Origin of the sequence: Actinomadura sp. KC06 (genome assembly GCF_004348735.1) — a bacterium.
Lineage (GTDB): Bacteria > Actinomycetota > Actinomycetes > Streptosporangiales > Streptosporangiaceae > Spirillospora.
In genome coordinates, this window is the sequence record NZ_SMKT01000011.1 from 66,056 (window position 1) to 86,480 (window position 20,425).

Here is a 20,425-nt window from a genome sequence, read left to right on the forward strand (position 1 = left end):
CCAGACGGCTGGTTCATACTGGGGCTGGGGTGCCACGCCGTCGAGTTGGGGGTTCCACAAGTGAGCGAGGACGTGCCGGGTCCGCTGGACCGGGCCCAGTGGGAGGCGTGGAGCCGCAAGCTGCTGCCTCCCGTGCAGGATCTCGGCGGCGGGCTGTGGTCGATCCCCGTCCCGCTGCCGCTGGAGGCGCTGCGCTACGTGCTGGTGTACGCGCTGGAGCTGGACGACGGCGTCGCGATCATCGATGCGGGCTGGGACACCGAGGAGGCGTGGCGGGCCCTCACCGGGGGGCTCGGCGCCGCCGGGTTCGGCATCGGCGACGTCCGCGCCGTCCTGGTCACCCACATCCATCCCGACCACTACGGCCTGGCGCACCGCATCCGGGAGGAGTCGGGCGCGTGGGTGGGGCTGCATCCGGCGGACGCGGCGCTGCTGGCGGTGCGGTACGACGACGTCGACAGCCTGATCGAGGACAACCGCGTCCTGCTGGAGCGCATCGGCACGCCGGACGAGCAGGCCCGCGAGCTGGCGAGCGCGTCGATGGCGATGCGCCGGTTCGTGTCGGTCGCCAAGCCCGACCGGCTCATCGAGGACGGCCAGCGGCTCGGCCTGCCGGGCTGGGACCTGCGCGCGGTCTGGACGCCCGGCCACTCCCCCGGCCACCTGTGCTTCGCCGACGAGGGCCGCCGGGTGCTGTTCTCCGGCGACCACGTGCTACCCAGGATCACGCCGAACATCTCGATGCATCCGCAGCAGCGCGCCAACCCGCTCCAGGACTTCTTCGACTCGCTGCGCAAGGTGGACGCGCTGGACGTCCACGCCGTGCTCCCCGCCCACGAGTACCGGTTCGCCGGGCTGTCCGGACGGGTCGCGCACCTGCTGGCCCATCACGAGGAGCGCCTGGACGAGATCGAGAAGGCGCTGGGCGAGCGTCCGGGCGCGGGCTGCTGGGAGATCAGCAGCGGGCTCACCTGGTCGCGGCCCTGGTCGTCCTTCGACACGCACTCCAAGCGCGCCGCGACGGGCGAGACCCTCGCGCACATGGTGCTGCTGGAACAGCGCGGGCGGCTGGTGCGCTCGGGCGGAAGGCCGGAGCGCTGGTGGCCTCCCGCCCTGCTCGAGACGTCCGACAGGACCTGACTTACCTACCAGTCGTCTGATAGATTTACGGGTACGGAAGAGGAGGTCCTTCATGCCATCTCGCCAACTCGGCTTCCCGGTGTTCGACGCCGACAACCACCTGTACGAGAAACGCGAAGCGCTGACGAGGTACCTGCCCGACGAGTACAAGGGGGCCATCGACTACGTCGATGTGCACGGCCGCACCAAGATCGTCGTACGCGGGCATATCAGCGACTACATCCCGAACCCGACGTTCGACCGCGTCGGCAAGCCCGGCGCGCAGGAGGAGTACTTCAAGCACGGCAACCCCGAGGGCAAGACCCTCCGGCAGATCATCGGCCGCGGCATCGACTGCCCGCCCGCCTTCCGCGAGGCCGGGCCGCGCCTGGAGCTGATGGACGAGCTCGGCCTGCGCTACTCGCTGATGATGCCGACCCTCGCCAGCCTCGTCGAGGAGCGGATGCGCGACGACCCCGACCTGTGCTCGGCCGTCATCCACGCCCTCAACCGGTGGATGTCGGAGGACTGGCCGTTCGCCCACGAGGGCCGCATCTTCTCCACGCCCATCATCACGCCGGGCCTGGTCGACAAGGCCATCGCCGAGCTCGAATGGGTCCTCGACAAGGGCGCGAAGGTCATCCTGATGCGTCCCGCGCCCGCGTGGGGCTACCAGGGGCCGCGCTCGTTCGCGCTGCCCGAGTACGACCCGTACTGGAAGCTGGTCGAGGAGTCCGGCGTCCTCGTCGTGTTCCACGCGTCCGACAGCGGCTACAACCGCTACTGGAACGAGTGGGAGGGCACGCAGCTCGAGATGCAGGCGTTCGCGCAGCCCAGGCCGTTCACCGCGGCGATGCGCAACGCCCACCGCGAGATCCAGGACGCGGTCACCTCGATGATCTTCCACGGCGCGCTGTGGCGGCACCCCGGGGTGCGGATCGCGCTGATCGAGAACGGCGCCGGCTGGGTGCCCCACCTGCTGTCGCACCTCGACGAGACCTACGGCACGATGCCGCAGGTGTTCCCGGAGCCGCCGTCGGAGACGTTCAAGCGGAACTTCTGGATGCACCCCTTCCACGAGGAGGACCCGCGCGACCTGATCAAGCTGCTCGGCGCCGACCACATCATCTTCGGCTCCGACTACCCGCACGTCGAAGGGCTCGCCGATCCGCTGTCGTATGTGGACGAGCTGCAGGGCATCCCGGACGACGACATCCGCAAGATCATGGGCGGCAACATGATGGGCCTGCTGGGCGTCGCCGCCTGACCCGTCGCCGCCTGACCCGTCGCCGTCCGGCCCGGACGCAGCGGGCCCCTGCCCGTCCCCCTTGCGGCAGGGCCCGCTGCGACCACCGTTCCGCCCCCGCCTTCATCTAGGGTTCTGAATGTGAACGACGACACGCCCGCGCACCGGAGACCGGCCGAGGACCGGACGCCGGCCGAGGAGCGACCGTCCCGGCCGCGCGGCCGCCGCACGGCCGCGCTGCTGCTCGACGCCGCCGTGGAGGAGTTCACCGCGCACGGCTACCACGACGCCCGCATCGCCCGGATCGCCGAGCGCGCGGGCACGTCCTACGGCACCTTCTACCTGTACTTCACCGACAAGACCGACGTGCTCTGGGAGTCGCTGGAGCCGATGCGGATCGGGCTGGCCGAGGCGCTGGAGTCGCTGGAGCCGCTGAAGGCGGGCCCGGAGGGCCGCCAGGCCCTCGAAGCGTGGGTGCGGCGGATCTGCGACCAGCTCCAGCGGCACATGCCGATGTTCCGCGCGCTGGTCGAAGCGCAGGCCGCGTCGGAGGAGATCGCCCGCAACGGCGTCGAGATGCTGGGCGGCTACCGCCGGATCATCGCGTCCCGGATCAGGGAGAGCGACGCGATCGGCATCGACCCCAACCTCGCCGCGCTGGTGATCTACGCGACCGTGGAGCGGACGAACTTCACCTACTACTACGGGTCGCTGGTGGCGAGCTACCGCGAGATCGTCACCGTGCTCACCGAGTTCATCCACCTGTCGCTGTTCGGCGCGCCCGCCCCGGCCGCCGCCTGACCCCCCGGGCGGACGGTCACCGGCCGCCGATGCGCAGCCGGGAGCCGCCCGCGACGGCCTGGCCGAAGAACGCGCGCTGGATCATCACCGAGAGCGTGTCGTGCAGCCGGTCGATGTTCACCTCGGAGAACTGCGAGTGCGCGTAGAAGTGGATGCGCTCCACGACGACGTACAGCAGCGCCGCGCGCAGCTCGGTCGGCACGTCGGACGTCATCCGGGCCGCGTCGATCGGCCCGGAGAAGGCGTTGACGAGCTTCACGAACGCGGTGCCGGCCTCCTCGGCCAGCTCCGGGTCGAGCGGCGCGACGTTGTCGGTCCAGGCCCGGATCACGCCGCTGAACCGGACGTGCACCGCGTCGTAGTCGGACAGGAAAAGCTTCAGCCGGGCCCGCGCGTCCTCCTCGGGACGCAGCGCGCCGAGCCGGTCGGCCAGCGCCCGCAGCGCGCGGAAGCAGTCGCCGCTCAGCTCGTGGAACAGCGCCCGCTTGTTCTCGAAGTACCGGTAGAACGTGGCCCGTGAGGTGCCGGCCAGCCGGATGACGTCGTCGACCGTGGTCTTCTCGTACCCGTAGCGGGCGAACGCCACCAGGCCGGCCTCGGTCAGCCTCGACCGGAGTCCGCTCTCCTGGCCGGCCGGAACCGGTTCGGCCAACGGGCTCGACCCCCTCGACTCGTGGCGCCTGATGACATGGGTGTTTCCGGACATCCAAGGTGAAGCCGGTAGTGCCCATCGCCCAAGGCTCGCGTGGTGTTTACAGTCATGTCACTTTAGCCGCTCAGGCGAGTGCCAGGACCCCGCGGTTGAGCCGTCCGCCGGCCAGGTCCTCGATCGCCGAGCCGATGTCGGCGAGGTCGTAGACGCGGCTCACCATCGCGTCCAGCTCGAACCGCCCGGCCAGGTACAGGCCGGCCAGCAGCGGGATGTCGTGCTGGGGGCGCGCCGTCCCGTACCGGCAGCCCATGATCGTCTTGTTCTGGTACAGGGAGGCGACCTGGAACGCGGCCTCGGCGTCGCGCGGCGGCACGCCGAGCAGCACGCAGGTGCCGCCCCAGGCCAGCAGATCCACCGCCTGCCTGATCAGGGCGGGCTGGCCGACGCATTCGAAGGCGTGGTCGACGCCGCCGGTGAGGCCGAGACCGCGCACCGCCGCCGGGACGTCGCCGGTCCTGGACGCGTCGACGAAGTCGGTCGCGCCGAACCGGCGGGCGACCTCCTCCTTGGCGGGGTTGGCGTCCACGACGACGATCCGTCCCGCCGCCGCCAGCCGGGCCGCCTGGACGACCGATTGCCCGATGCCGCCAGCCCCGATGACCAGCACCGTTTCGCCGGGCCGTACCCGCGCGCGGTTGAGCACGGCGCCCGCGCCCGTCAGCACGGCGCAGCCGATCAGGCACGCCGCGTCCAGCGGCACGCCCTCGTCGATCACGACGGCCTGCGACTCGTGGACGACGGTGCGCTCGGCGAACACCCCGGCGTTCGCGAACTGGTACGCCGGCGCGCCGCCGAGGGTGAACCGGTCGTCGCGGACGCCGAGCGAGTCGCGGCACAGCGTCGGCTCGCCGCGGTCGCAGGCCGCGCACCGGCCGCAGTTCCCGAGCGTCGTCAGCACGACGCGGTCGCCCGGCGCGACGTGGGAGACGGCCGATCCGACCTCCTCCACGACACCGGCGCCCTCGTGGCCCATGACGACCGGGGTGGGGAACGGGATCGTCCCGTTCACGACCGACACGTCGCTGTGGCACAGGCCCGCCCGGTGGACCCGGACGGCCACCTCCCGCGGCCCCGGCCCCCGCACCTCGACGTCGTCGCGGATCTCCAGGTCGCCCGTCCATACGATGCCGCGCATCACGGCCCTCCCGTCAGCCCGGCCATACCAGGCTCTGCAACTCGGTGTAGGCGTCCAGGGCGAAGTCGCCGCCGTCGCGTCCGACGCCGCTCCGCTTGAAGCCCCCGAACGGGGTCTCGGGGTTGCGCGCCACCGTGTTGATCCCGACGTTCCCGGCGCGGAGCCGGCGGGCGACGCGCATCGCCCGGACGGTGTCCCGCGACCAGACGTAGTCGTAGAGGCCGAAGTCGGTCGCGCCCGCCAGCGCGACGCCCTCCTCCTCGTCGTCGAACGGCAGCGCGACCACGACCGGGCCGAAGATCTCCTCGCGGACGGCGCGCATCTCCGGCGTGCATCCGGCGATGAGCGTCGGCGCGACGTAGAAGCCCCGGTCGAGCGCCGGACGCTCGCCGCCCGCCACCACGGTGCCGCCCTCCGCCGCGCCGGAGCGGACATAGGACTCGATCCGCTCCCGGTGCGCGCCGCTGATCACCGGCCCGACGACCGTGTCGGGGGCGGCCGGGTCGCCGACGACGAGCGCGCCGGCGATGGCCGCCAGCCGGTCGACCATCTCCTCGTACACGCCGCGCTGGGCGATCAGGCGGGTGGGCGCGGTGCAGATCTGCCCGGAATGGAAGGTGTAGGTGCTCGCGGTGCCGAGCGCGGCGGCCTCCGGGTCGGCGTCGTCGAAGACGAGGCTGGCGCCCTTGCCGCCGAGTTCGAGCAGCAGGCGCTTGCAGTCGCGTCCCGCCGCCTCGGCGATCGCGGTGCCGACCGCGGTGCTGCCGGTGAAGCTCACCATGTCGACGTGCGGCGACCCGACCAGCGCCTCGGACGGCTCCGGCCCCGGCGCCACCACGAGGTTGACCACGCCGGGCGGGATCCCCGCCTCGTGCAGGGCGCCGACGAGCATGATCACGCCGAGCGGGTCCTGCGGGGCGGGCTTGACGACGACCGTCGCGCCGACGGCGAGCGCCGGGCCGATCTTGCCGACGACATTGGTGAGCGGCACGTTGTAGGAGGTGATGCACGCGACGACCCCGACCGGCTGCCGGACGGCCATCGCGTTGACCAGCCCGCCGCGTCCCACCGGGTCCGGTGCCGGTGGCAACGGGATGTCCCGCACCGCGCTGCGGGCGTAGCGGCGCAGCCGGGCGACCGCCGCCGGGACCTGCGCGGTCCGCGTCATGGCGGTGGTCGCGCCGGTCTCGGCCTGGACGAGCGCGAACAGCTCGTCGTAGCGGGCCTCCAGCAGGTCGGCGGCGCGGTCGAGCAGCCGGGCGCGCTCGGCGGGCGGGGTCTGCGACCAGGCGGGGAACGCGGCCGCCGCGGCCTCGGCCGCCCGCGCGGCGTCGGCGGCGGACGCGCTCGGCGCCAGGCCCACGACCTCCTCCGTCGCCGGGTTGACGATCGGATACGTGCCGTTCTCGCCGTCCACGGGCTCGCCGCCGATCCAGAGGCGGGCCGCGCGCTCCTCGACCTTCACCACAGGGAGCCTCACCACAGCTCGTCGACGTAGGTGTCGGTGCCGACGACGGTCGGCAGGAACGGGGCCGCGAACGTCACCCGGCCCGCGCCGGCGTCCTCCACGGCCTTGGCGTAGTCGCGGACGGCGTCCCAGCGCTCGCGCGGATCGGCCTCCATGAACACGAGCTGGACGACGCGGTCCGCGCTGCCGCCCGCCGTGCCCAGCGCCATCGGCGACCCGCCATCGGCAGGGCCGCCCTTGGGCGTCCAGGAGGCGATCGTGTCGATGCCTTCGGTCGCCAGCAGCGCGGCCTCGGGGCCTTCGGCGGAGCCGCCATCTCCGGGTTCGGTGACGACGACCGCGAGGCCCTTGTAGCCGTGGTCGAGCGCCAACTCGATCGGCACTCCGTCGTCAGGGTCGGCGTACCGGGCCGACTCGAAGGTGTAGATGCCGGTGTGCGCGTGGCTGCGCTCGGCGAAGCCGCGGTCGTTGTTGTACAGCCACCAGACGCGCTCGCCCGCCCATGCGGTGTGGGCGTCCACCTTGCCTTTCAGGTACCAGTAGATCGACACGTAGGAGCCCGCGTCGAGGGGCTCGGCGAACGGGCTGTCCGCCGGGAACCGCAGGTCCTTGAGCGCGCGGGGCGCGACCCAGCGGCTGCCGGCGATGGCGTGCGGGCCGTCCATGACGCCCGCGTAGTAGTGGTCGCGCTCGTACCACCGGTTGTAGGCGACCTCGTGCCCGCGATGCGGGTCCACCATCGTGAACAGCATCGCGCCGACCTTGACGGGGTAGTCGTCCATCAGGCACTCCCTCTCCCGAGGCCGCCGGTGAGCGGCATGACCTCGTGCGCGAACGCGGCGATCTGGTCGACGAGTTCCTCGTGGTCGCGGACGGGGAAGGACATCTGCAGGTGGGTGACGCCCAGATCGGCCTCCGCCCGCAGCGCCTCGGCGATCTTCTCCGGCTCGCCCGTCACCGTCCGCTCGGGGACGGCCTCGGCCGGGACGCCGACGTAGACGCTCGCGCCGCCGCCGACGACGAACGGGGCGTCCGCCCGTCCGGCCGCGTCCAGCATGACGCGGAGCCGGACGACGGCCGCGGCGGTGCCCTCGGGCGGCGGGCCCTGCGGCAGCCATCCGTCGCCGAGCCGCGCCGCCCGGTCGACGGCCCGCGCCGAGGAGCCGCCGATCCAGATCGGCGGGCCGCCCGGCTGGACGGGACGGGGGCTCTGCCCGCCGTCGCCGCCGCCCCACTCGTCCGCGAACTTGCCTCTGATGGCGCGGATCGCCTCGTCCGTCCGGCGGCCGCGGTCGCGGAACGGGACGCCGAGCAGGTGGAACTCGCCCTCGAGGTGCCCGGCGCCGACCCCGAGCACGACGCGGCCCCCGGAGAGCGCGTCGAGCGTGGCGAACGCCTTGGCGGTCAGCAGCGGATGCCGGTACGCGACCACGTAGACGTGCGACAGCAGCCGGACCCGCTGGGTGATCCCGGCCAGCCAGCCGAGCGTGGCGACCGTGTCGTACCAGGTCGTGGTCATCCGGGGCGCGTGCTCGCGCGGGATCGCCACGTGGTCGCAGACGGCGACGTAGTCGAAGCCGTGCGCGTCGCACGCCTGCGCGACCGCCGCGATCTCGGCCGGTCCCGCCTCGTGTTCCCAGGGCTGGGCGAAGAGCTTCGACTGGGCCTGGACGGGCAGTTGCAGCCCGAAGGTGAGCGGGCTCATCGTCGCTCCTCCGAGGTGAGCCGCTCCCGCAGCCGGAACTTCTCGATCTTGCCGGTGGCGGTGCGGGGCATCCGCTCGATGAACACGATCTCTTCTGGGATCTTGAAGTGCGCCAGCCGCTCGCCCGCGTGGGTCCGGACCTCGTCCGCGGCGGGCGGGCGGGCCGGGTCGGCGGCGACCGCGAACGCCATCACCCGCTCCCCCAGCACCGGGTCCGGCATCGCCAGCACCGCCGCCTCCGCCACCCCGGGATGCTCCCGCAGCACCGACTCCACCTCCATGGACGAGATGTTCTCGCCGCCGCGCCGGACGATGTCCTTCTTGCGGTCGACGAAGAAGAAGAACCCGTCCGCGTCGAAGTAGCCGAGGTCGCCGGTGTGGAACCAGCGGTCGTCCAGCGCGGACGCGGTCGCCTCCGCGTCCTTGAGGTAGCCGGCGAAGCCGATCCGCTCCCGGTCGAAGACGACCTCGCCGGTCTCGCCCGCGGCGGCCTCCGTCCCGTCCGGGCGGACGATCGCCATCCCGGAGCCGGGGAACGGGCGGCCCGCCGAGCCGGGGCGGCGCGGCTCGTCCAGCCGCGTGTAGGTGCCCATGCCCGCCTCGGTCATCCCGTACCAGTCGATGACCGGGGCGCCGAAGCGCTCCTCGATCGCCGGGGCGCCGCCCGCGCAGCCGAGCACGATCAGCACGCGGAAGGCGTGCGTGCGCTCGTGCAGCGCCGGCGGGCGGCCCATGAGGATGTTGACGATCGGCGCGAGCGTGAACAGGTAGGTGGGCCGGTAGAGGTCGACCAGCCGCCAGAAACGTCCCGCCGAGAACCTCCTGGGGAAGACGGCGGCGGCGCCGTAGGCCAGCGCGGACATGAGCCCGCCGAACCCGTTGCCGTGGAAGAACGGCGTCACGATCAGCGCCCGGTCGGACGCCGTCAGGCCGAACATCTCGTTGTAGTCGATCCCGGTGGCGGCCTTGGACTCCGACACCACGGCCTTCGGCCGTCCGGTCGTCGTCCCGGACGTGTACATCAGCAGCGCCGCCGACGCAGGGCCGCTCTTCGGCAGCCGGTCGCGGGCGTCCGCGGGCGCCATCGCGATCAACTCGGCGTAGGAGATCGCGGACGGCGGCGGTTCGGTCTCCCCGTCATCGGCGTCACCGTCAAGGGCGATCACGTGCGTGAGGCCGGGGATCTCGGCGGCCAGCGCGGTGGCGCGGGCGGCGAGGTCGGCGTCGCAGACCACGGCGACCGAGTCGGAATGGGCGCAGACGTACTTCGCCTCGGCGTCCGTCCACTCCGGGTTGGCGGCCACCGTGGCGAGCCCCGCGGCGGCGGCGGCCAGGTACGCCTCCACCCATTCGGGACGGTTCCGCGCCCACACGCAGATCCGCGCGCCGGGCTGGATCCCCAGCTTGACGTGCAGCGCGGCGCCCAGCGCGGTCGCGTTCTCGATCAGCTCGCCGTAGGTGCGGACGCCGTCCTGCTCGGACAGCACGGCCAGGCGGCCGGGGTCGGTCTCGGCGTGGCCGGCGATGATGTCGAAGAGGGTGGTCATCCAGCCTGCCTCTCGGGGTTGCTTTCGCGGGCTAGGTAGGAGGCCAGGAGGCTCTCGCGGTCGGCGAGGTCGGACGCCGCGCCGCTCATGGCGATCTCCCCGGCGGCTAGCACGTAGGCGCGCTCGCACAGGTCGAGCGCCAGGCCGGCGTTCTGCTCGACGACCAGGACCGAGATCCTGCTGCGGACCTCGCGCAGCGCCGTGTACACGGTGTCGACGACGGCGGGCGCGAGGCCGAGGGACGGCTCGTCCAGGAGGAGCAGGCGGGGCGCGGCGAGCAGGCCCCGGCCGATCGCCATCATCTGCTGCTCGCCGCCCGACAGCGTCCACGCGCTGCGCCGCCGCAGTTTCGTCAGCGGCGGGAACAGGTCGTAGACGTCGGAGAGCGTGAACTCCGGGGCGCGCCCGCTGCGGGCGACGGCGCCGACCAGGAGGTTCTCCTCCGTGGACAGGCTGCGGAACGGCATCCGGCCCTCCGGGACGTGCACGAGCCCCGCCCTGGCGATCGCGTCGGGCGACGTCTTCCGCAGGTCGGAGCCCGCGAACCGGATCTCGCCGCGGCCCCGGGCCAGCCCGGACAGCGCCCGCAGCGTGGAGCTCTTGCCCGCGCCGTTGGCGCCGAGCAGCGCGACGGACTCGCCCTCGCCGACGTCCAGGTCGATGCCGCGCACGGCGTCCACCTGCCCGTAGGACACCACCAGCCCGCGGACCTCAAGGAGTGACCGATTCATTTCGCCTCCCCGAGGTACGCGCTGATCACTTCGGGATGGGCCCAGACCTCCGCGGGCGTGCCCGCGGCGATGCGGCGGCCCGTCTGCAGCACCACGATCCGGCGGCAGAGCCGCTCCAGGAAGGCGATCTTGTGCTCGACGAGCAGCAGGCTGGCGCCCAGCTCGGCGACCTGCTCCAGCAGCTCGACCAGGCGCTCGGTCTCGACGGAGCTGAGCCCGGCGGCGGGCTCGTCCATCAGCAGGAGGCGCGGCTTCGCGACCAGCGCCCGCGCGATCTCCAGATGGCGGCGCTCCCCGTAGGCCAGCCCGGCGGCGGGCTGGTGGGCCCGGTCGAGCAGGCCGACGCGGCGGAGCGCCTCGGCGCCCTCCGTCCAACGCGCCCGGTCGCGGGCCCACATCGAGCGGCGGAGCAGCCAGGCGCTCGCGGTGGTCCGCCGCCCGCGGTCCCTGGACGCGACCATGACGTTCTCCAGGCAGGTGAGGCCGGGATCGACCTGCGGCGTCTGGTAGGTGCGGAACACGCCGTGCCGGGTGATCCTGCCGGGCTTGCCGATCGGGACGTCCGCGCCGTCCACGCGGACCGCGCCGGACGCGTCCACCAGCCCGGACACCACGTTCAGCAGCGTCGACTTGCCGGACCCGTTCGGCCCGACCAGGCCGACGACCTCGCCGGGACGCACGTCCAGCGACACCCCGTCGACCGCCGTGACACCGCCGAACCGGACGGTGATCTCATCGCACTCCAGCAGCGGAGTGCCTGTCTTCTCGGTGCCCATCGTCTCGGTGCTCATTTGCGCCGTTCCTTCAGCCGGGCCCGGAGGGTGTTGGGCAGCGAGGCCAGCCCGCCGGGCAGCATCACGATCACCAGCAGGATGATCAGCGCGTAGACGAGTTCCTTGTAGTCCGCGAGGTCGCGCAGCCACTCGGGGATGAGGGTGAGGATGACGGCGCCGACGGGCGGCCCCCACAGCGAGCCGCTGCCGCCGAGTAGCAGCATGAGCAGCACGTCCAGCGAGATCTCGACGTGGAACGAGGTCGGGTCGATGAAGGCCGAGGTGTGCGCCAGCAGCGACCCGGCCCCGCCCATGTACGCGGCGCCGATGCCGAAGGCCGCCGCTTGCAGGCGCAGGGTCGACAGGCCGGTCGTGCGGGCGACGTCCCCCATGCCGCGGGCGAAGATCAGGTCCCGCTGGACCGGGGACCGCTCCACCAGCACGGCGAGGCCGAGGCCGACGACGAGCACGCCGAACGCCAGGTAGAAGTACTCCCGCGGCGTGTCGAGCATCAGCCCGAAGATGCTCGTCTCGATGCCGAAGCGGCCGGTGCCGCCGCCGGTGAAGCCCGTCCAGTTCCGCATGACGATCATGGTCAGCTCGCCGAAGGCGAGCGTGGCGATGGCGAACTGGATCAGCGGGCTGCGCGACAGGGCGAGCTTCAGCAGCGTCCCGATCAGCCCGGTGACCAGCACCGCCGTCACGAACCCGACGAGGAACCCGCCGTGCTGCGAGGCCCACACCGAGGTGTAGGCGCCGATGGCATAGAACCCGACGGTGGCGAGGCTGAACTGCCCGGCGAGGGTGAGCTGGAAGTAGAAGCCGAGCGCCAGCAGCCCGTAGATCGCCGACGTGATCATGATGCCGGTGCCGTACAGGCCCTGGACGCCCAGCGGCAGCAGCGCGCCGAGGATCGCGACGGCGGCGAGCAGCTCCCGCTGCCGCCGATCGAAAATCACCGGCTTGATCGCCGGCGGACCGGCCTTCCCGGTGCGGCGGGCGACGCCGTCAATAGCGGACACGGACGACCTCCCCGAACAGGCCGCTGGGCCGCAGCACCAGCGCGATGAGCAGGATCAGGTACGGGTAGGCCTCGACGTAGTCGGCGGAGACGTATCCGGCGGCCATCTGCTGGACGATCGCGATCCCGAACGCCGCGAGGACGGTCGCGCCCATCCGGTCGAAGCCGCCGAGCACCGTCGCGGCGAACGACGACAGCAGCAGCGTGAACCCGAGCTGCGGCGACACCGTCAGCGTCGGCGCGACGAGCACGCCGCCGAGCCCGGCGAGCGCCGCCGACAGCCCGAACATCAGCACCGACAGCCGGGTCACCCGGATGCCCTGCAGCAGCGCGGTCTCCCGGTCCGCGGCGAGCGCCCGGACCTGCCGTCCGATCGACGACCGGTGCAGCATCAGCATCAGCCCGGCGAGCACCACGCCGGTCACCCCGACGATCAGGACGCTCTGGTACGGCACGGCCGCGCCCGCGACGTGCCACACCGACCCGCCGAACGGCGACGGCAGCGTCTTCTGGTCGTTGCCCTGCCACAGGATGATCAGCGAGCGGAGGCCGAGCGCCAGCGCGAACGTGGAGATGACGACCGCGAGGATCGGCTGCCTGCGCAGCGGCGCGTACCCGATGCGCTCCATCGCCACGCCGACGGCGAAGACCAGCGCGACGACGATGACGTACGCCAGGACCGTGGCGACGCCGTGGGCGACGACCAGCCAGACGCCGAAGTAGGCGCCGAGGGTGAGCAGGTCGCCCTGAGCGAAGTTCACCACCCCGGTCGTCTGGTGCAGCAGCACGATGCCGAGCGCGATGAGCGCGGCGATCGCCCCCTGCGCGATGCCGGACGCCAGCAGGCCGACGAAGTGGCCCATCGGTCAGCCCGCCCGGCTCGTCAGGTTGTCGTACTTCTGCAGCAGCTTGCGGCCGGTCAGCCCGCCGGACGCGTCGATGATCACGTCGGAGTGGTAGAGGTCGTTCTCCTCGTCCGCCTTGTAGGCGCCGCAGACGCCCTGGTACTGGACGGACTCCAGCGCCTTCGTGAGGGCCTCCGGCTCGGTCGAGCCGGCCTTCTCCACGGCGGCGGCGAAGACCCGGAAGCCGTCGTACCCCTGGGCGAGCTGCGGGTTGGTCGGCCCGGGGCCGTACTTCGCCTTGTACGCCGCGACGTACGCCTTGGCCTCCGGGGTGCCGGACAGGTCGGGGTCGCAGGCGATCACGTAGTGGTAGCCCCTGAGCTCGGCGGGCGGGTTGAGGTTGCCGCCGAGGATGGAGCCGCCGCTGTTGTCGCCGAAGTGCGGCGCGGTGAGCCCGTTCTGCCCGCGCTGCCGCAGGTACAGCGAGTTGATCGTGGGGAAGCTCCAGGACACGGTGGCGTCCACGCCGCGGAAGGCGAGGACGGCCTCGGTGAGGTCGGTCGCCGTCTGCGGGACGCGCCGCTCCACGATGTTCGTGACGCCGCCCGCGGTGAGGCCCGCGCGCAGCAGCCGGGCGGCCTCGTCCGAGCCGGGGTCGGTGCTGGCCAGCACCCCGACCTTCTTCGGCTTGGTGTTCTTGACGATGTAGTCGGTGAGCGCGTGCGTCTGCATCGCCTCGGTCGGCCCGTACCGGAAGATGTTGTCGACCTTCAGCGTCGTCTTGCCGAGCGTGTGCGACTGCGCGAAGTGCATCGTCGGGATCCCCGCCGACTTGAGCAGCGGCGCGGCGGCCTTCACCTGCGCGGTGGTGGCGAGCCCGATGATCGCGGCGGGCTTCTCGGTGAGCGCCTTCTTCACCGCGGTGACGCCCTGCTGCGGGGTGAGGCCCCCGTCGTAGGCCTTGTACTCGACCTTCCGGCCGTCGATGCCGCCCTTGGCGTTGATGTGCTCGACCGCCAGGTCGATGGCGTAGTGCCGGTCCTTGGTGGCGTACTCCCCGGACTCCGCGCCCATCCAGGCGATCCGGATCGGCTCGTCCGAGCCGGAACCGGAGCCTGAGTCGCCGCAGCCGGCCGCCGCCGCGACGGCCAGGACGGCGGCCGCGGCGACGGCGGCGGGCGTGATCGTTCTCCTGTGCGACATGCCCGTGGTCTCCTCTGTGCGATGGGGCAGGGGGTGAGGGAGCCGGTCCAGGCGGAAGCCGGTTCAGGCGGCGGTGCCGGGGTTCAGGCGGCGATGCCGTAGCGCTCCAGGCCGAAGGCCCGGATCGCGTTGCCGCGCAGCAGCTTGTAGATCTCCGCGTCGTCCAGGCCCGCCTTGTCGCAGATGCGGGCCGCGACGCCGGCCGAGTCGGGGTAGGTGCTGTCCGCGTGCGGGTAGTCGGTCTCGAAGCAGATCTGGTCCATGCCGATCACGTCGCGGTTGGCGAGACCGGTCTCGTCGTCGAAGATGCAGCCGTACACCCGGCCGCGGATGTAGCTGGTCGGAGGCTCGGGCAGGTCGGTGCCGAACGAGTTGTCCGAGCGCTCGTGCCAGAGCTTGTCGGCGCGTTCCATGACGTACGGCATCCAGCCGACCTGCCCTTCGGAGTAGGCGAGGGTCAGGCCGGGGAAGCGCGCGAGGGTCCCGGAGAAGACGAAGTCGAGCATCGAGCCCATCGCGTTCTGGAACGTCAGCGTGGAGCTGATGATGAACGGGGCGTCCGGCGACGTCCCCGGCATGCTGGACGACGACCCGATGTGCAGGCACACCACGGTCCCGGTCTCCTCGCAGGCCGCGAAGAACGGGTCCCACGCGCCCGAGTGGATGGACGGCAGGCCCAGCGGGTGCGGGTTCTCCGAGAACGTCACCGCGTGGCTGCCCTTGGCGGCGCAGCGGCGGACCTCCTCGGCGGCCAGGTCCGCGTCCCACAGCGGCACCATGGTCAGCGGTATCAGCCGCCCGCGCGCCGGGCCGGCGCACCACTCGTCGATCATCCAGTCGTTGTAGGCGCGGACGCACAGCAGCGCGAGCTCCTTGTCGTCGCGCTCCATGAACGCCTGCCCGCAGAACCGCGGCAGGGTGTTGGGGAAGCAGAGCGACGCCTCCATGTGGTTGGCGTCCATGTCGGCGAGCCGCTCGGCCTGCTTCCAGCAGCCGGGCCGGATGTCGTCGAACGTCACGGCGCCGAACCCGACGTCGTCGAACCCGACCGCCGCCGACAGCTTCATCAGCGGGGTGACGAGGTCGTCGTAGAGCCAGACGTCGGCCCAGTCGCCGTCCGGGTCCTCCTGCCAGCCGCCGGGGATCGCCAGCCTGCCCCTCTGCCGGACGATCCGCGGCCCACGGCCGAGGAAGCGGCGCGGCAGCCGGGAGGTCCAGAGGTCGGGCGGCTCGACGACGTGGTCGTCGACGGAAATGATGCGCGGGATCGTGGTCATTGCATCCTCCAGTCAGGCGGTGGCGACGGTCGCGGTCTCCTTGCCCGATCGCAGTACCGTGCCGGGGAGCGCCCCGGTCGGCGCGCCGTCGCGGATCGTCTCGGCGCCGTTGACGAAGACGTGCCGCACGCCGATCGACTCGGCGATCAGCCGCGGGCTCTCGCCGGGCAGGTCGGGGACGAGCGTCGCCGGTCCGGCGTCGACCGTCTCGGGGTCGAACACCACGATGTCGGCGTGGTTGCCGGGTTCGAGGCGCCCGCGTCCGCGCAGGCCGAACAGCCTTGCGGGGACGTCGGTCAGCAGCTGCACGGCCCGTTCCAGCGAGACGAGCTTGCGGCCGCGCAGCGAGTCGGCCAGGAACCGGGTGAAGTACGGCGATCCGCACATCCGGTCGAGGTGCGCGCCCGCGTCGGAGCCGCCGAGCATCACGTCGGGGTGCTCCCACACCAGGCTCCGCAGCGCCCAGTCGTTGTCGGTGTCGCTGGTCGGCTGCGGCCACAGGACGGTGCGCAGGCCGTCCTTGCAGACGATGTCCGCGAGCGTGGTGAACGGGTCCTCGCCGCGCTCGGCGGCCATCTCGTCGACGCGGCGTCCGACCGTCTCGGCGAGGTCGGGGTGGAACGCGTCGCCGATGACGTAGTTGCCGAACTCGGCGAGGCGGGCGAACGAGCTGGTCCGCGCCTTCGCCAGCATGTCCTCGCGTACCCGCGGGTCGCTGAGCCGGGCGACGCGCTCCTCGACGCTGCCGCGCAGCACCTCGTCCCAGCCGGGGATCAGCCAGAGCGCGCAGAACGTCCCGAAGCTCATGTTCATCGGGACGAGGATCGGCATGGTCAGCGCGACGACCCGTCCGCCCAGCTCGCGGGCCCGCGCGGCGGCCCGGAGCTGGTGCGCGATCTTGGTGGCGTCGTCGGCGGAGACGCTGAGGACGTTCCAGTTGAGCGGGCGGCCGGCGGTCGCGCTCATCGTCGCGAACAGCTCGATCTCCTCGTCGCTGAACCGGTCGAGGCAGCCCTGCACCATCCCCTCCAGGGTGGTGCCGGGGTACTCGCCCACGATCCGGCAGAGGCTGATCAGCTCCTCGGGCGTGGCCCAGCGGCTGGCGACCGGCTCCCCGTCGCCGTCCTTGTGCGTGGACGAGCGCGTCGTGGACAGCCCGAGCCCGCCCGCCTCCAGCGACCGGCGCAGCACCGCCTCCATCTCGGCGACCTCGCGCCCGGTCGCCTCCCGCCCGATCGCGTCCGGGCCCATCACGTAGCGGCGCAGGGCACAGTGCCCGACGAGGAAGCCCGCGTTGACGCCGAGGTTGCCGTCCAGGCCGGTGAGGAACTCCTCGAAGCTCTCCCACGTCCAGTCGACGCCCTCTTCCAGCGCGGCGAGCGGCATGCCCTCGACCTGGGCCATCATCCGGCGCAGGTAGTCGCCGTCGCCCTTGTGCAGCGGGGCGAGCGTGAAGCCGCAGTTGCCGCCGATGACGCTGGTGACGCCGTGCCAGCTGGACGGCGTCGCGAACGGGTCCCACCACAGCTGGGCGTCGTAGTGGGTGTGCGGGTCGATGAAGCCGGGGCAGACCACGAGGCCGTCGGCGTCCACGGTCTCGCGCGCCGGCTCGTCGAGTTCTCCGACCGCGGCGACGCGCCCGTCGCGGACGCCCACGTCGGCGCGCACCGGCCGTCCGCCGCCGCCGTCGACCACCGTCGCTCCGGTGATGGCAAGGTCGAGCATCGCTCCTCCTTGGTCGCTCCGGCCGTTGAGTGACGAGTATGTATCGGTCCAGGGCCGCTGACAAGACATGAATGTCAACTACCTTCAGCACAGCTCTCCAACGCCGTATATCAAGGTGATTTCAATGTCCAGACTGGTTTTGGGACGGGCCCGGACCTACCCTCTTCCGGCTGGAGACAAGACGCGAATGTCATGTTGGGGAGGGAACCCGATGGAGAGCATCGAGGCGACCGTCCGGCGGCTCGCCGCCGAGTCCGGCGCCGGCCAGGTGATCCTGCGGTACGCCCGCGGCCTCGACCGGCGCGACTTCGACATGGTCTGGGACTGCTTCCATCCCGACGCGCACGTCGAGGGCACGTCGTTCGGCGGGCCGCTGCGGTCCTACCTGCCACGCCTGCTCGACGGGGTCCGGAGCTATCCGCGCACCATGCACTTCATGGGCAACCAGCTCCGCGAGGTGGACGGCGACGACCTCGTCCGGACGGAGACGTACTGCATCGCGCACCACTTCGCCGACGCCGAGGGCCGCCGGGAGGCGCTGGTCATGGGCGTCCGCTACCTGGACGAACTCCGGCTCGACGGCGGCCGCTGGCGGATCACGGACCGGCGGGTGCACGCCGACTGGAGCCGCGGCGCCGCCGGGCCCACACAACCAGACGACCGGTAGTTGCATCTACCAACCGTCTGGTAGACATCCGACGGTCGGCGGGCTACCATCCGGATCATCGACGCGCCCGCCCGACCGAGGAGGCCCGCAGTGGAGTTCGCCTTCAGCGCGGAGGAGGAGCGGTGGCGGCGGGAGGTCCGGGCCTTCCTCGACGCGGAGCTCCCCGCCGACAAGGAGTTCAACCACGAGTTCACCGAGGACGAGGAGCTCTGGGAGTTCGCCCGCGAGTTCACGAAGAAGGTCGGCAAGAAGGGCTGGATCGGGCTCACCTGGCCGCGCGAGTACGGCGGGCTCGGGCGGCCGCTGGCCGAGCGGCTGATCATGGCGGAGGAGTTCGCCCGCCGCGACGCCCCGTTCGTCAACATGATCGGCTACGGGCTGGCCGCCGGGACGCTGCTGATCGGCGGCACCGAGGAGCAGAAGCACCGCTTCCTGCCGGAGATCGCCCGCTTCGACACCTTCTGGGCCGAGGGGCTGACCGAGCCGGGCTCGGGCTCCGACCTCGCCTCGCTCACCACCCGCGCCGTCCGCGACGGCGACGACTGGATCGTCAACGGGCAGAAGACGTACACGACCTGGGGCCACCGCGCCGACGTGATGTACCTCGCCGCCCGCACCGACCCGGACGCGCCGCGCCACCGCGGCATCAGCATCTTCTGCCTGGACCTCTCGCTGCCCGGCGTGTCGTTCTCCCGCCTCGACAACCTCGGCGGCGGCCGGCAGAACCACACCTACCTCGACGACGTCCGGATCCCCGGCGACATGCTGATCGGCGAGGTCGGCAAGGGCTGGTCCTACATCATGAGCGCCTTCTACGCCGCGGGCGGCGTCTCCGCCCGGCACTGCGAGATCCAGCGCATGCTCGACACGGTCGTCGCGTACTGCGAGACGACCGTCCGGCGCGGACGGCCGCTGATCGACGACCCGATCGTCCGGTCCAAGCTCGCGGAGCTGGCGATGATGGCCGAGACCGAGCGGCTGCTGGCCTACGAGTCCCTCGGCGACGCCTTGAACGGACGCACCCCTGCCTTCGCGGGGGCGCTGGGACACGTCGTCCACAAGGAGAACCAGCCGCGGTTCGCGCAGCTGATCAACCAGATCGTCGGGCCGCTCAGCCAGCTGCGCACCGGCAGCCGGTGGGCGCCGATGGACGGCGACGCCGAGGCCTGGTACCGCGCCTCGTACGCCAACCACGCGGGCGGCACCTCGCAGGTCAAGCGGATGGTGCTGGCCACCCGCGGCCTCGGCCTCCCCCGCTGATCCGTCTCCCCGACAGGAGGATCCCCGCATGGACGTCGCCCCGGAGGAACGCCAGGTCGAGCTCGCCGCGGTAGCCCGGCGGCTGTTCGCCGCACGCTGCCCGGCGCAGACCGTCCGGGACCTGGAGGAGAGCGAGGAGGGCCACTCCCCCGGCCTGTGGCGCGAGATGGCGCGGCTCGGCTGGCTGGGCCTCAGCCATCCCGGCAGCGGCTCGGGCGTCGCCGACCTCGTGGCCCTCTACACGGAGATGGGCCGCGCCCTGGTGCCCGGCCCGCATCTCCCGTCAGCGGTGGTCTCCGCGCACGCCCTGCTCGCGGCGGGCGGACGCGACGAGCTCGTCGCCGCCATGACCGAGGGCGAGACGATCGTCGTCCCGGCCCTGGCGGAGGAGTCGGGCGAGTACGCCCCGGACGCTCTCACCGTCCGCGCCGACCCCACCGGGACGGGGCATCGCCTGAGCGGCACCAAGCTGCTGGTCCCGTTCGCGCACGTCGCGTCCTGGCTGCTGGTCGCGGCGCAGGCGCCCGAAGGCGTGACGCTGTTCCTGGTAGACCCGTCCGACTGCGCCGTGGAACGATTGCCCAACATCGCGGGCCAACCGCTGTTCGCGGTCACCTTCGACGGCGTCGAGGCGCCCGCCGGCGCGCTGGTCGGCGAGCCGGGACGGGGACACGACCTGCTCGCCCCCGCGCTGGACCGGGCCGCCGTGCTGCGCTCCGCCGAGATCGCCGGCGCGGGCGAGGCCCTGCTGGAGATCACGGTCCGCTACGCGCGGGAGCGCGAGCAGTTCGGCGAGGCCATCGGTCGGTTCCAGGCCGTGCAGTACCTGTGCTCCGACATCGCCATCGACGGCCACCTCACCGCGCTGCTGGCCCGCCAGGCCGCGTGGGCGCTGGACCAGGGCCGCCCGGCGCGCCGCGAGGTCGCCGCCGCCAAGGCGTACGGCAGCCGCGCCGCCCAGCGCATCGTGCACTGCGCGCACGAGGTGCACGCCGGGATGGCGTTCATGCTGGAGTCCGACGTGCAGCTGTTCACCCGGCGCGCGAAGCACTGGGAGTTCGGCTTCGGGACCGCGGACGACCACGACGACGACCTGGTGACCGCGCTCCAGGACGCACGGGTCACCGCCTCATGACCTCCTATGACGGGACCCGGTTGCTGGCGGGCCGGACGGTGGTGGTCTCGGGGGT

Annotated in this window: 19 protein-coding genes; 6 read left to right on the forward strand and 13 right to left on the reverse strand. The window is 72.2% G+C overall.

Going from position 1 to position 20,425, the window contains the following annotated elements; translation table 11 throughout:
- The first annotated feature begins 60 nt into the window (after positions 1 to 60).
- From E1287_RS06140 to E1287_RS06150, 3 genes are all read left to right on the forward strand, one after another.
- Positions 61 to 1,140 carry an MBL fold metallo-hydrolase gene (locus E1287_RS06140; protein WP_207934041.1) on the forward strand — a complete coding sequence of 360 codons (1,080 nt, stop codon included), beginning with the start codon at positions 61 to 63 and terminating at the stop codon, positions 1,138 to 1,140.
- Between the two features lie 52 nt (positions 1,141 to 1,192).
- Positions 1,193 to 2,386: an amidohydrolase family protein gene (locus E1287_RS06145; protein WP_131963839.1), complete on the forward strand. Its 1,194-nt coding sequence runs from the start codon at positions 1,193 to 1,195 to the stop codon at positions 2,384 to 2,386.
- Positions 2,387 to 2,506: 120 nt separating this feature from the next.
- A complete protein-coding gene (locus tag E1287_RS06150) occupies positions 2,507 to 3,166 on the forward strand; it encodes a TetR/AcrR family transcriptional regulator (protein WP_165968903.1) in 660 nt (219 codons plus the stop codon).
- 16 nt (positions 3,167 to 3,182) lie between these two features.
- Here the strand turns inward: E1287_RS06150 and E1287_RS06155 are convergent, their stop codons facing one another.
- The 13 genes from E1287_RS06155 to E1287_RS06215 all read right to left on the reverse strand — a co-directional run bounded on the left by E1287_RS06155 (position 3,183) and on the right by E1287_RS06215 (position 17,308).
- Positions 3,183 to 3,818, reverse strand: coding sequence for a TetR/AcrR family transcriptional regulator (locus E1287_RS06155; RefSeq protein ID WP_165968904.1), 636 nt, complete (start codon positions 3,816 to 3,818; stop codon positions 3,183 to 3,185).
- Positions 3,819 to 3,942: 124 nt separating this feature from the next.
- Positions 3,943 to 5,013, reverse strand: coding sequence for a Zn-dependent alcohol dehydrogenase (locus E1287_RS06160; protein ID WP_131963842.1), 1,071 nt, complete (start codon positions 5,011 to 5,013; stop codon positions 3,943 to 3,945).
- 13 nt (positions 5,014 to 5,026) lie between these two features.
- Positions 5,027 to 6,493: an aldehyde dehydrogenase family protein gene (locus E1287_RS06165; RefSeq protein ID WP_207934042.1), complete on the reverse strand. Its 1,467-nt coding sequence runs from the start codon at positions 6,491 to 6,493 to the stop codon at positions 5,027 to 5,029.
- Entirely contained in the window at positions 6,490 to 7,263 is a 774-nt protein-coding gene (locus E1287_RS06170; RefSeq protein WP_131963843.1) for a hypothetical protein, read from the reverse strand. The genes E1287_RS06165 and E1287_RS06170 overlap by 4 nt, the downstream gene beginning before the upstream one ends.
- On the reverse strand, positions 7,263 to 8,186 hold the full coding sequence (locus E1287_RS06175) for a TIGR03619 family F420-dependent LLM class oxidoreductase (protein ID WP_131963844.1): 924 nt from the start codon (positions 8,184 to 8,186) through the stop codon (positions 7,263 to 7,265). The genes E1287_RS06170 and E1287_RS06175 overlap by 1 nt, the downstream gene beginning before the upstream one ends.
- The gene (locus E1287_RS06180; RefSeq protein WP_131963845.1) at positions 8,183 to 9,733 is read right to left on the reverse strand and encodes a class I adenylate-forming enzyme family protein; all 1,551 of its coding nucleotides are present in this window, start codon (positions 9,731 to 9,733) and stop codon (positions 8,183 to 8,185) included. The genes E1287_RS06175 and E1287_RS06180 overlap by 4 nt, the downstream gene beginning before the upstream one ends.
- Positions 9,730 to 10,464: an ABC transporter ATP-binding protein gene (locus tag E1287_RS06185; RefSeq protein WP_131963846.1), complete on the reverse strand. Its 735-nt coding sequence runs from the start codon at positions 10,462 to 10,464 to the stop codon at positions 9,730 to 9,732. The genes E1287_RS06180 and E1287_RS06185 overlap by 4 nt, the downstream gene beginning before the upstream one ends.
- A complete protein-coding gene (locus E1287_RS06190; protein WP_131963865.1) occupies positions 10,461 to 11,255 on the reverse strand; it encodes an ABC transporter ATP-binding protein in 795 nt (264 codons plus the stop codon). Before E1287_RS06190 ends, E1287_RS06185 begins: the two co-directional genes overlap by 4 nt.
- The gene (locus E1287_RS06195) at positions 11,252 to 12,259 is read right to left on the reverse strand and encodes a branched-chain amino acid ABC transporter permease (RefSeq protein WP_131963847.1); all 1,008 of its coding nucleotides are present in this window, start codon (positions 12,257 to 12,259) and stop codon (positions 11,252 to 11,254) included. The genes E1287_RS06190 and E1287_RS06195 overlap by 4 nt, the downstream gene beginning before the upstream one ends.
- Positions 12,246 to 13,121 (reverse strand): branched-chain amino acid ABC transporter permease, encoded by an 876-nt coding sequence (locus E1287_RS06200; RefSeq protein WP_131963848.1) that lies wholly within the window; start codon positions 13,119 to 13,121, stop codon positions 12,246 to 12,248. The genes E1287_RS06195 and E1287_RS06200 overlap by 14 nt, the downstream gene beginning before the upstream one ends.
- Positions 13,122 to 13,124: 3 nt before the next feature.
- Positions 13,125 to 14,306, reverse strand: coding sequence for an ABC transporter substrate-binding protein (locus E1287_RS06205; RefSeq protein ID WP_131963849.1), 1,182 nt, complete (start codon positions 14,304 to 14,306; stop codon positions 13,125 to 13,127).
- A gap of 83 nt (positions 14,307 to 14,389) precedes the next feature.
- The gene (locus E1287_RS06210; RefSeq protein ID WP_131963850.1) at positions 14,390 to 15,583 is read right to left on the reverse strand and encodes an amidohydrolase family protein; all 1,194 of its coding nucleotides are present in this window, start codon (positions 15,581 to 15,583) and stop codon (positions 14,390 to 14,392) included.
- A gap of 12 nt (positions 15,584 to 15,595) precedes the next feature.
- Complete coding sequence (locus E1287_RS06215; protein ID WP_131963851.1) at positions 15,596 to 17,308, reverse strand: D-aminoacylase; 1,713 nt, start codon at positions 17,306 to 17,308, stop codon at positions 15,596 to 15,598.
- Positions 17,309 to 17,519: 211 nt separating this feature from the next.
- On the opposite strand from E1287_RS06215, the gene E1287_RS06220 reads away from it, so the two are divergent.
- From E1287_RS06220 to E1287_RS06230, 3 genes are all read left to right on the forward strand, one after another.
- On the forward strand, positions 17,520 to 17,975 hold the full coding sequence (locus E1287_RS06220) for a nuclear transport factor 2 family protein (protein ID WP_165968905.1): 456 nt from the start codon (positions 17,520 to 17,522) through the stop codon (positions 17,973 to 17,975).
- Between the two features lie 90 nt (positions 17,976 to 18,065).
- Positions 18,066 to 19,235 (forward strand): acyl-CoA dehydrogenase family protein, encoded by a 1,170-nt coding sequence (locus tag E1287_RS06225; protein WP_131963853.1) that lies wholly within the window; start codon positions 18,066 to 18,068, stop codon positions 19,233 to 19,235.
- Positions 19,236 to 19,263: 28 nt separating this feature from the next.
- Positions 19,264 to 20,370: an acyl-CoA dehydrogenase family protein gene (locus tag E1287_RS06230; RefSeq protein WP_131963854.1), complete on the forward strand. Its 1,107-nt coding sequence runs from the start codon at positions 19,264 to 19,266 to the stop codon at positions 20,368 to 20,370.
- Positions 20,371 to 20,425 lie beyond the last annotated feature (55 nt).

Excerpts from the sequence above, each read along its gene's own strand:
- E1287_RS06175 (WP_131963844.1), bottom strand. The coding sequence starts at position 8,186 with ATGAGCCCGCTCACCTTCGGGCTGCAACTGCCCGTCCAGGCCCAGTCG.
- E1287_RS06145 (WP_131963839.1), top strand. The coding sequence starts at position 1,193 with ATGCCATCTCGCCAACTCGGCTTCCCGGTGTTCGACGCCGACAACCAC.
- E1287_RS06220 (WP_165968905.1), top strand. The coding sequence starts at position 17,520 with ATGGAGAGCATCGAGGCGACCGTCCGGCGGCTCGCCGCCGAGTCCGGC.
- E1287_RS06160 (WP_131963842.1), bottom strand. The coding sequence starts at position 5,013 with ATGCGCGGCATCGTATGGACGGGCGACCTGGAGATCCGCGACGACGTC.
- E1287_RS06170 (WP_131963843.1), bottom strand. The coding sequence starts at position 7,263 with ATGGACGACTACCCCGTCAAGGTCGGCGCGATGCTGTTCACGATGGTG.
- E1287_RS06230 (WP_131963854.1), top strand. The coding sequence starts at position 19,264 with ATGGACGTCGCCCCGGAGGAACGCCAGGTCGAGCTCGCCGCGGTAGCC.
- E1287_RS06210 (WP_131963850.1), bottom strand. The coding sequence starts at position 15,583 with ATGACCACGATCCCGCGCATCATTTCCGTCGACGACCACGTCGTCGAG.
- E1287_RS06180 (WP_131963845.1), bottom strand. The coding sequence starts at position 9,733 with ATGACCACCCTCTTCGACATCATCGCCGGCCACGCCGAGACCGACCCC.
- E1287_RS06205 (WP_131963849.1), bottom strand. The coding sequence starts at position 14,306 with ATGTCGCACAGGAGAACGATCACGCCCGCCGCCGTCGCCGCGGCCGCC.
- E1287_RS06185 (WP_131963846.1), bottom strand. The coding sequence starts at position 10,464 with ATGAATCGGTCACTCCTTGAGGTCCGCGGGCTGGTGGTGTCCTACGGG.
- E1287_RS06190 (WP_131963865.1), bottom strand. The coding sequence starts at position 11,255 with ATGAGCACCGAGACGATGGGCACCGAGAAGACAGGCACTCCGCTGCTG.
- E1287_RS06215 (WP_131963851.1), bottom strand. The coding sequence starts at position 17,308 with ATGCTCGACCTTGCCATCACCGGAGCGACGGTGGTCGACGGCGGCGGC.
- E1287_RS06200 (WP_131963848.1), bottom strand. The coding sequence starts at position 13,121 with ATGGGCCACTTCGTCGGCCTGCTGGCGTCCGGCATCGCGCAGGGGGCG.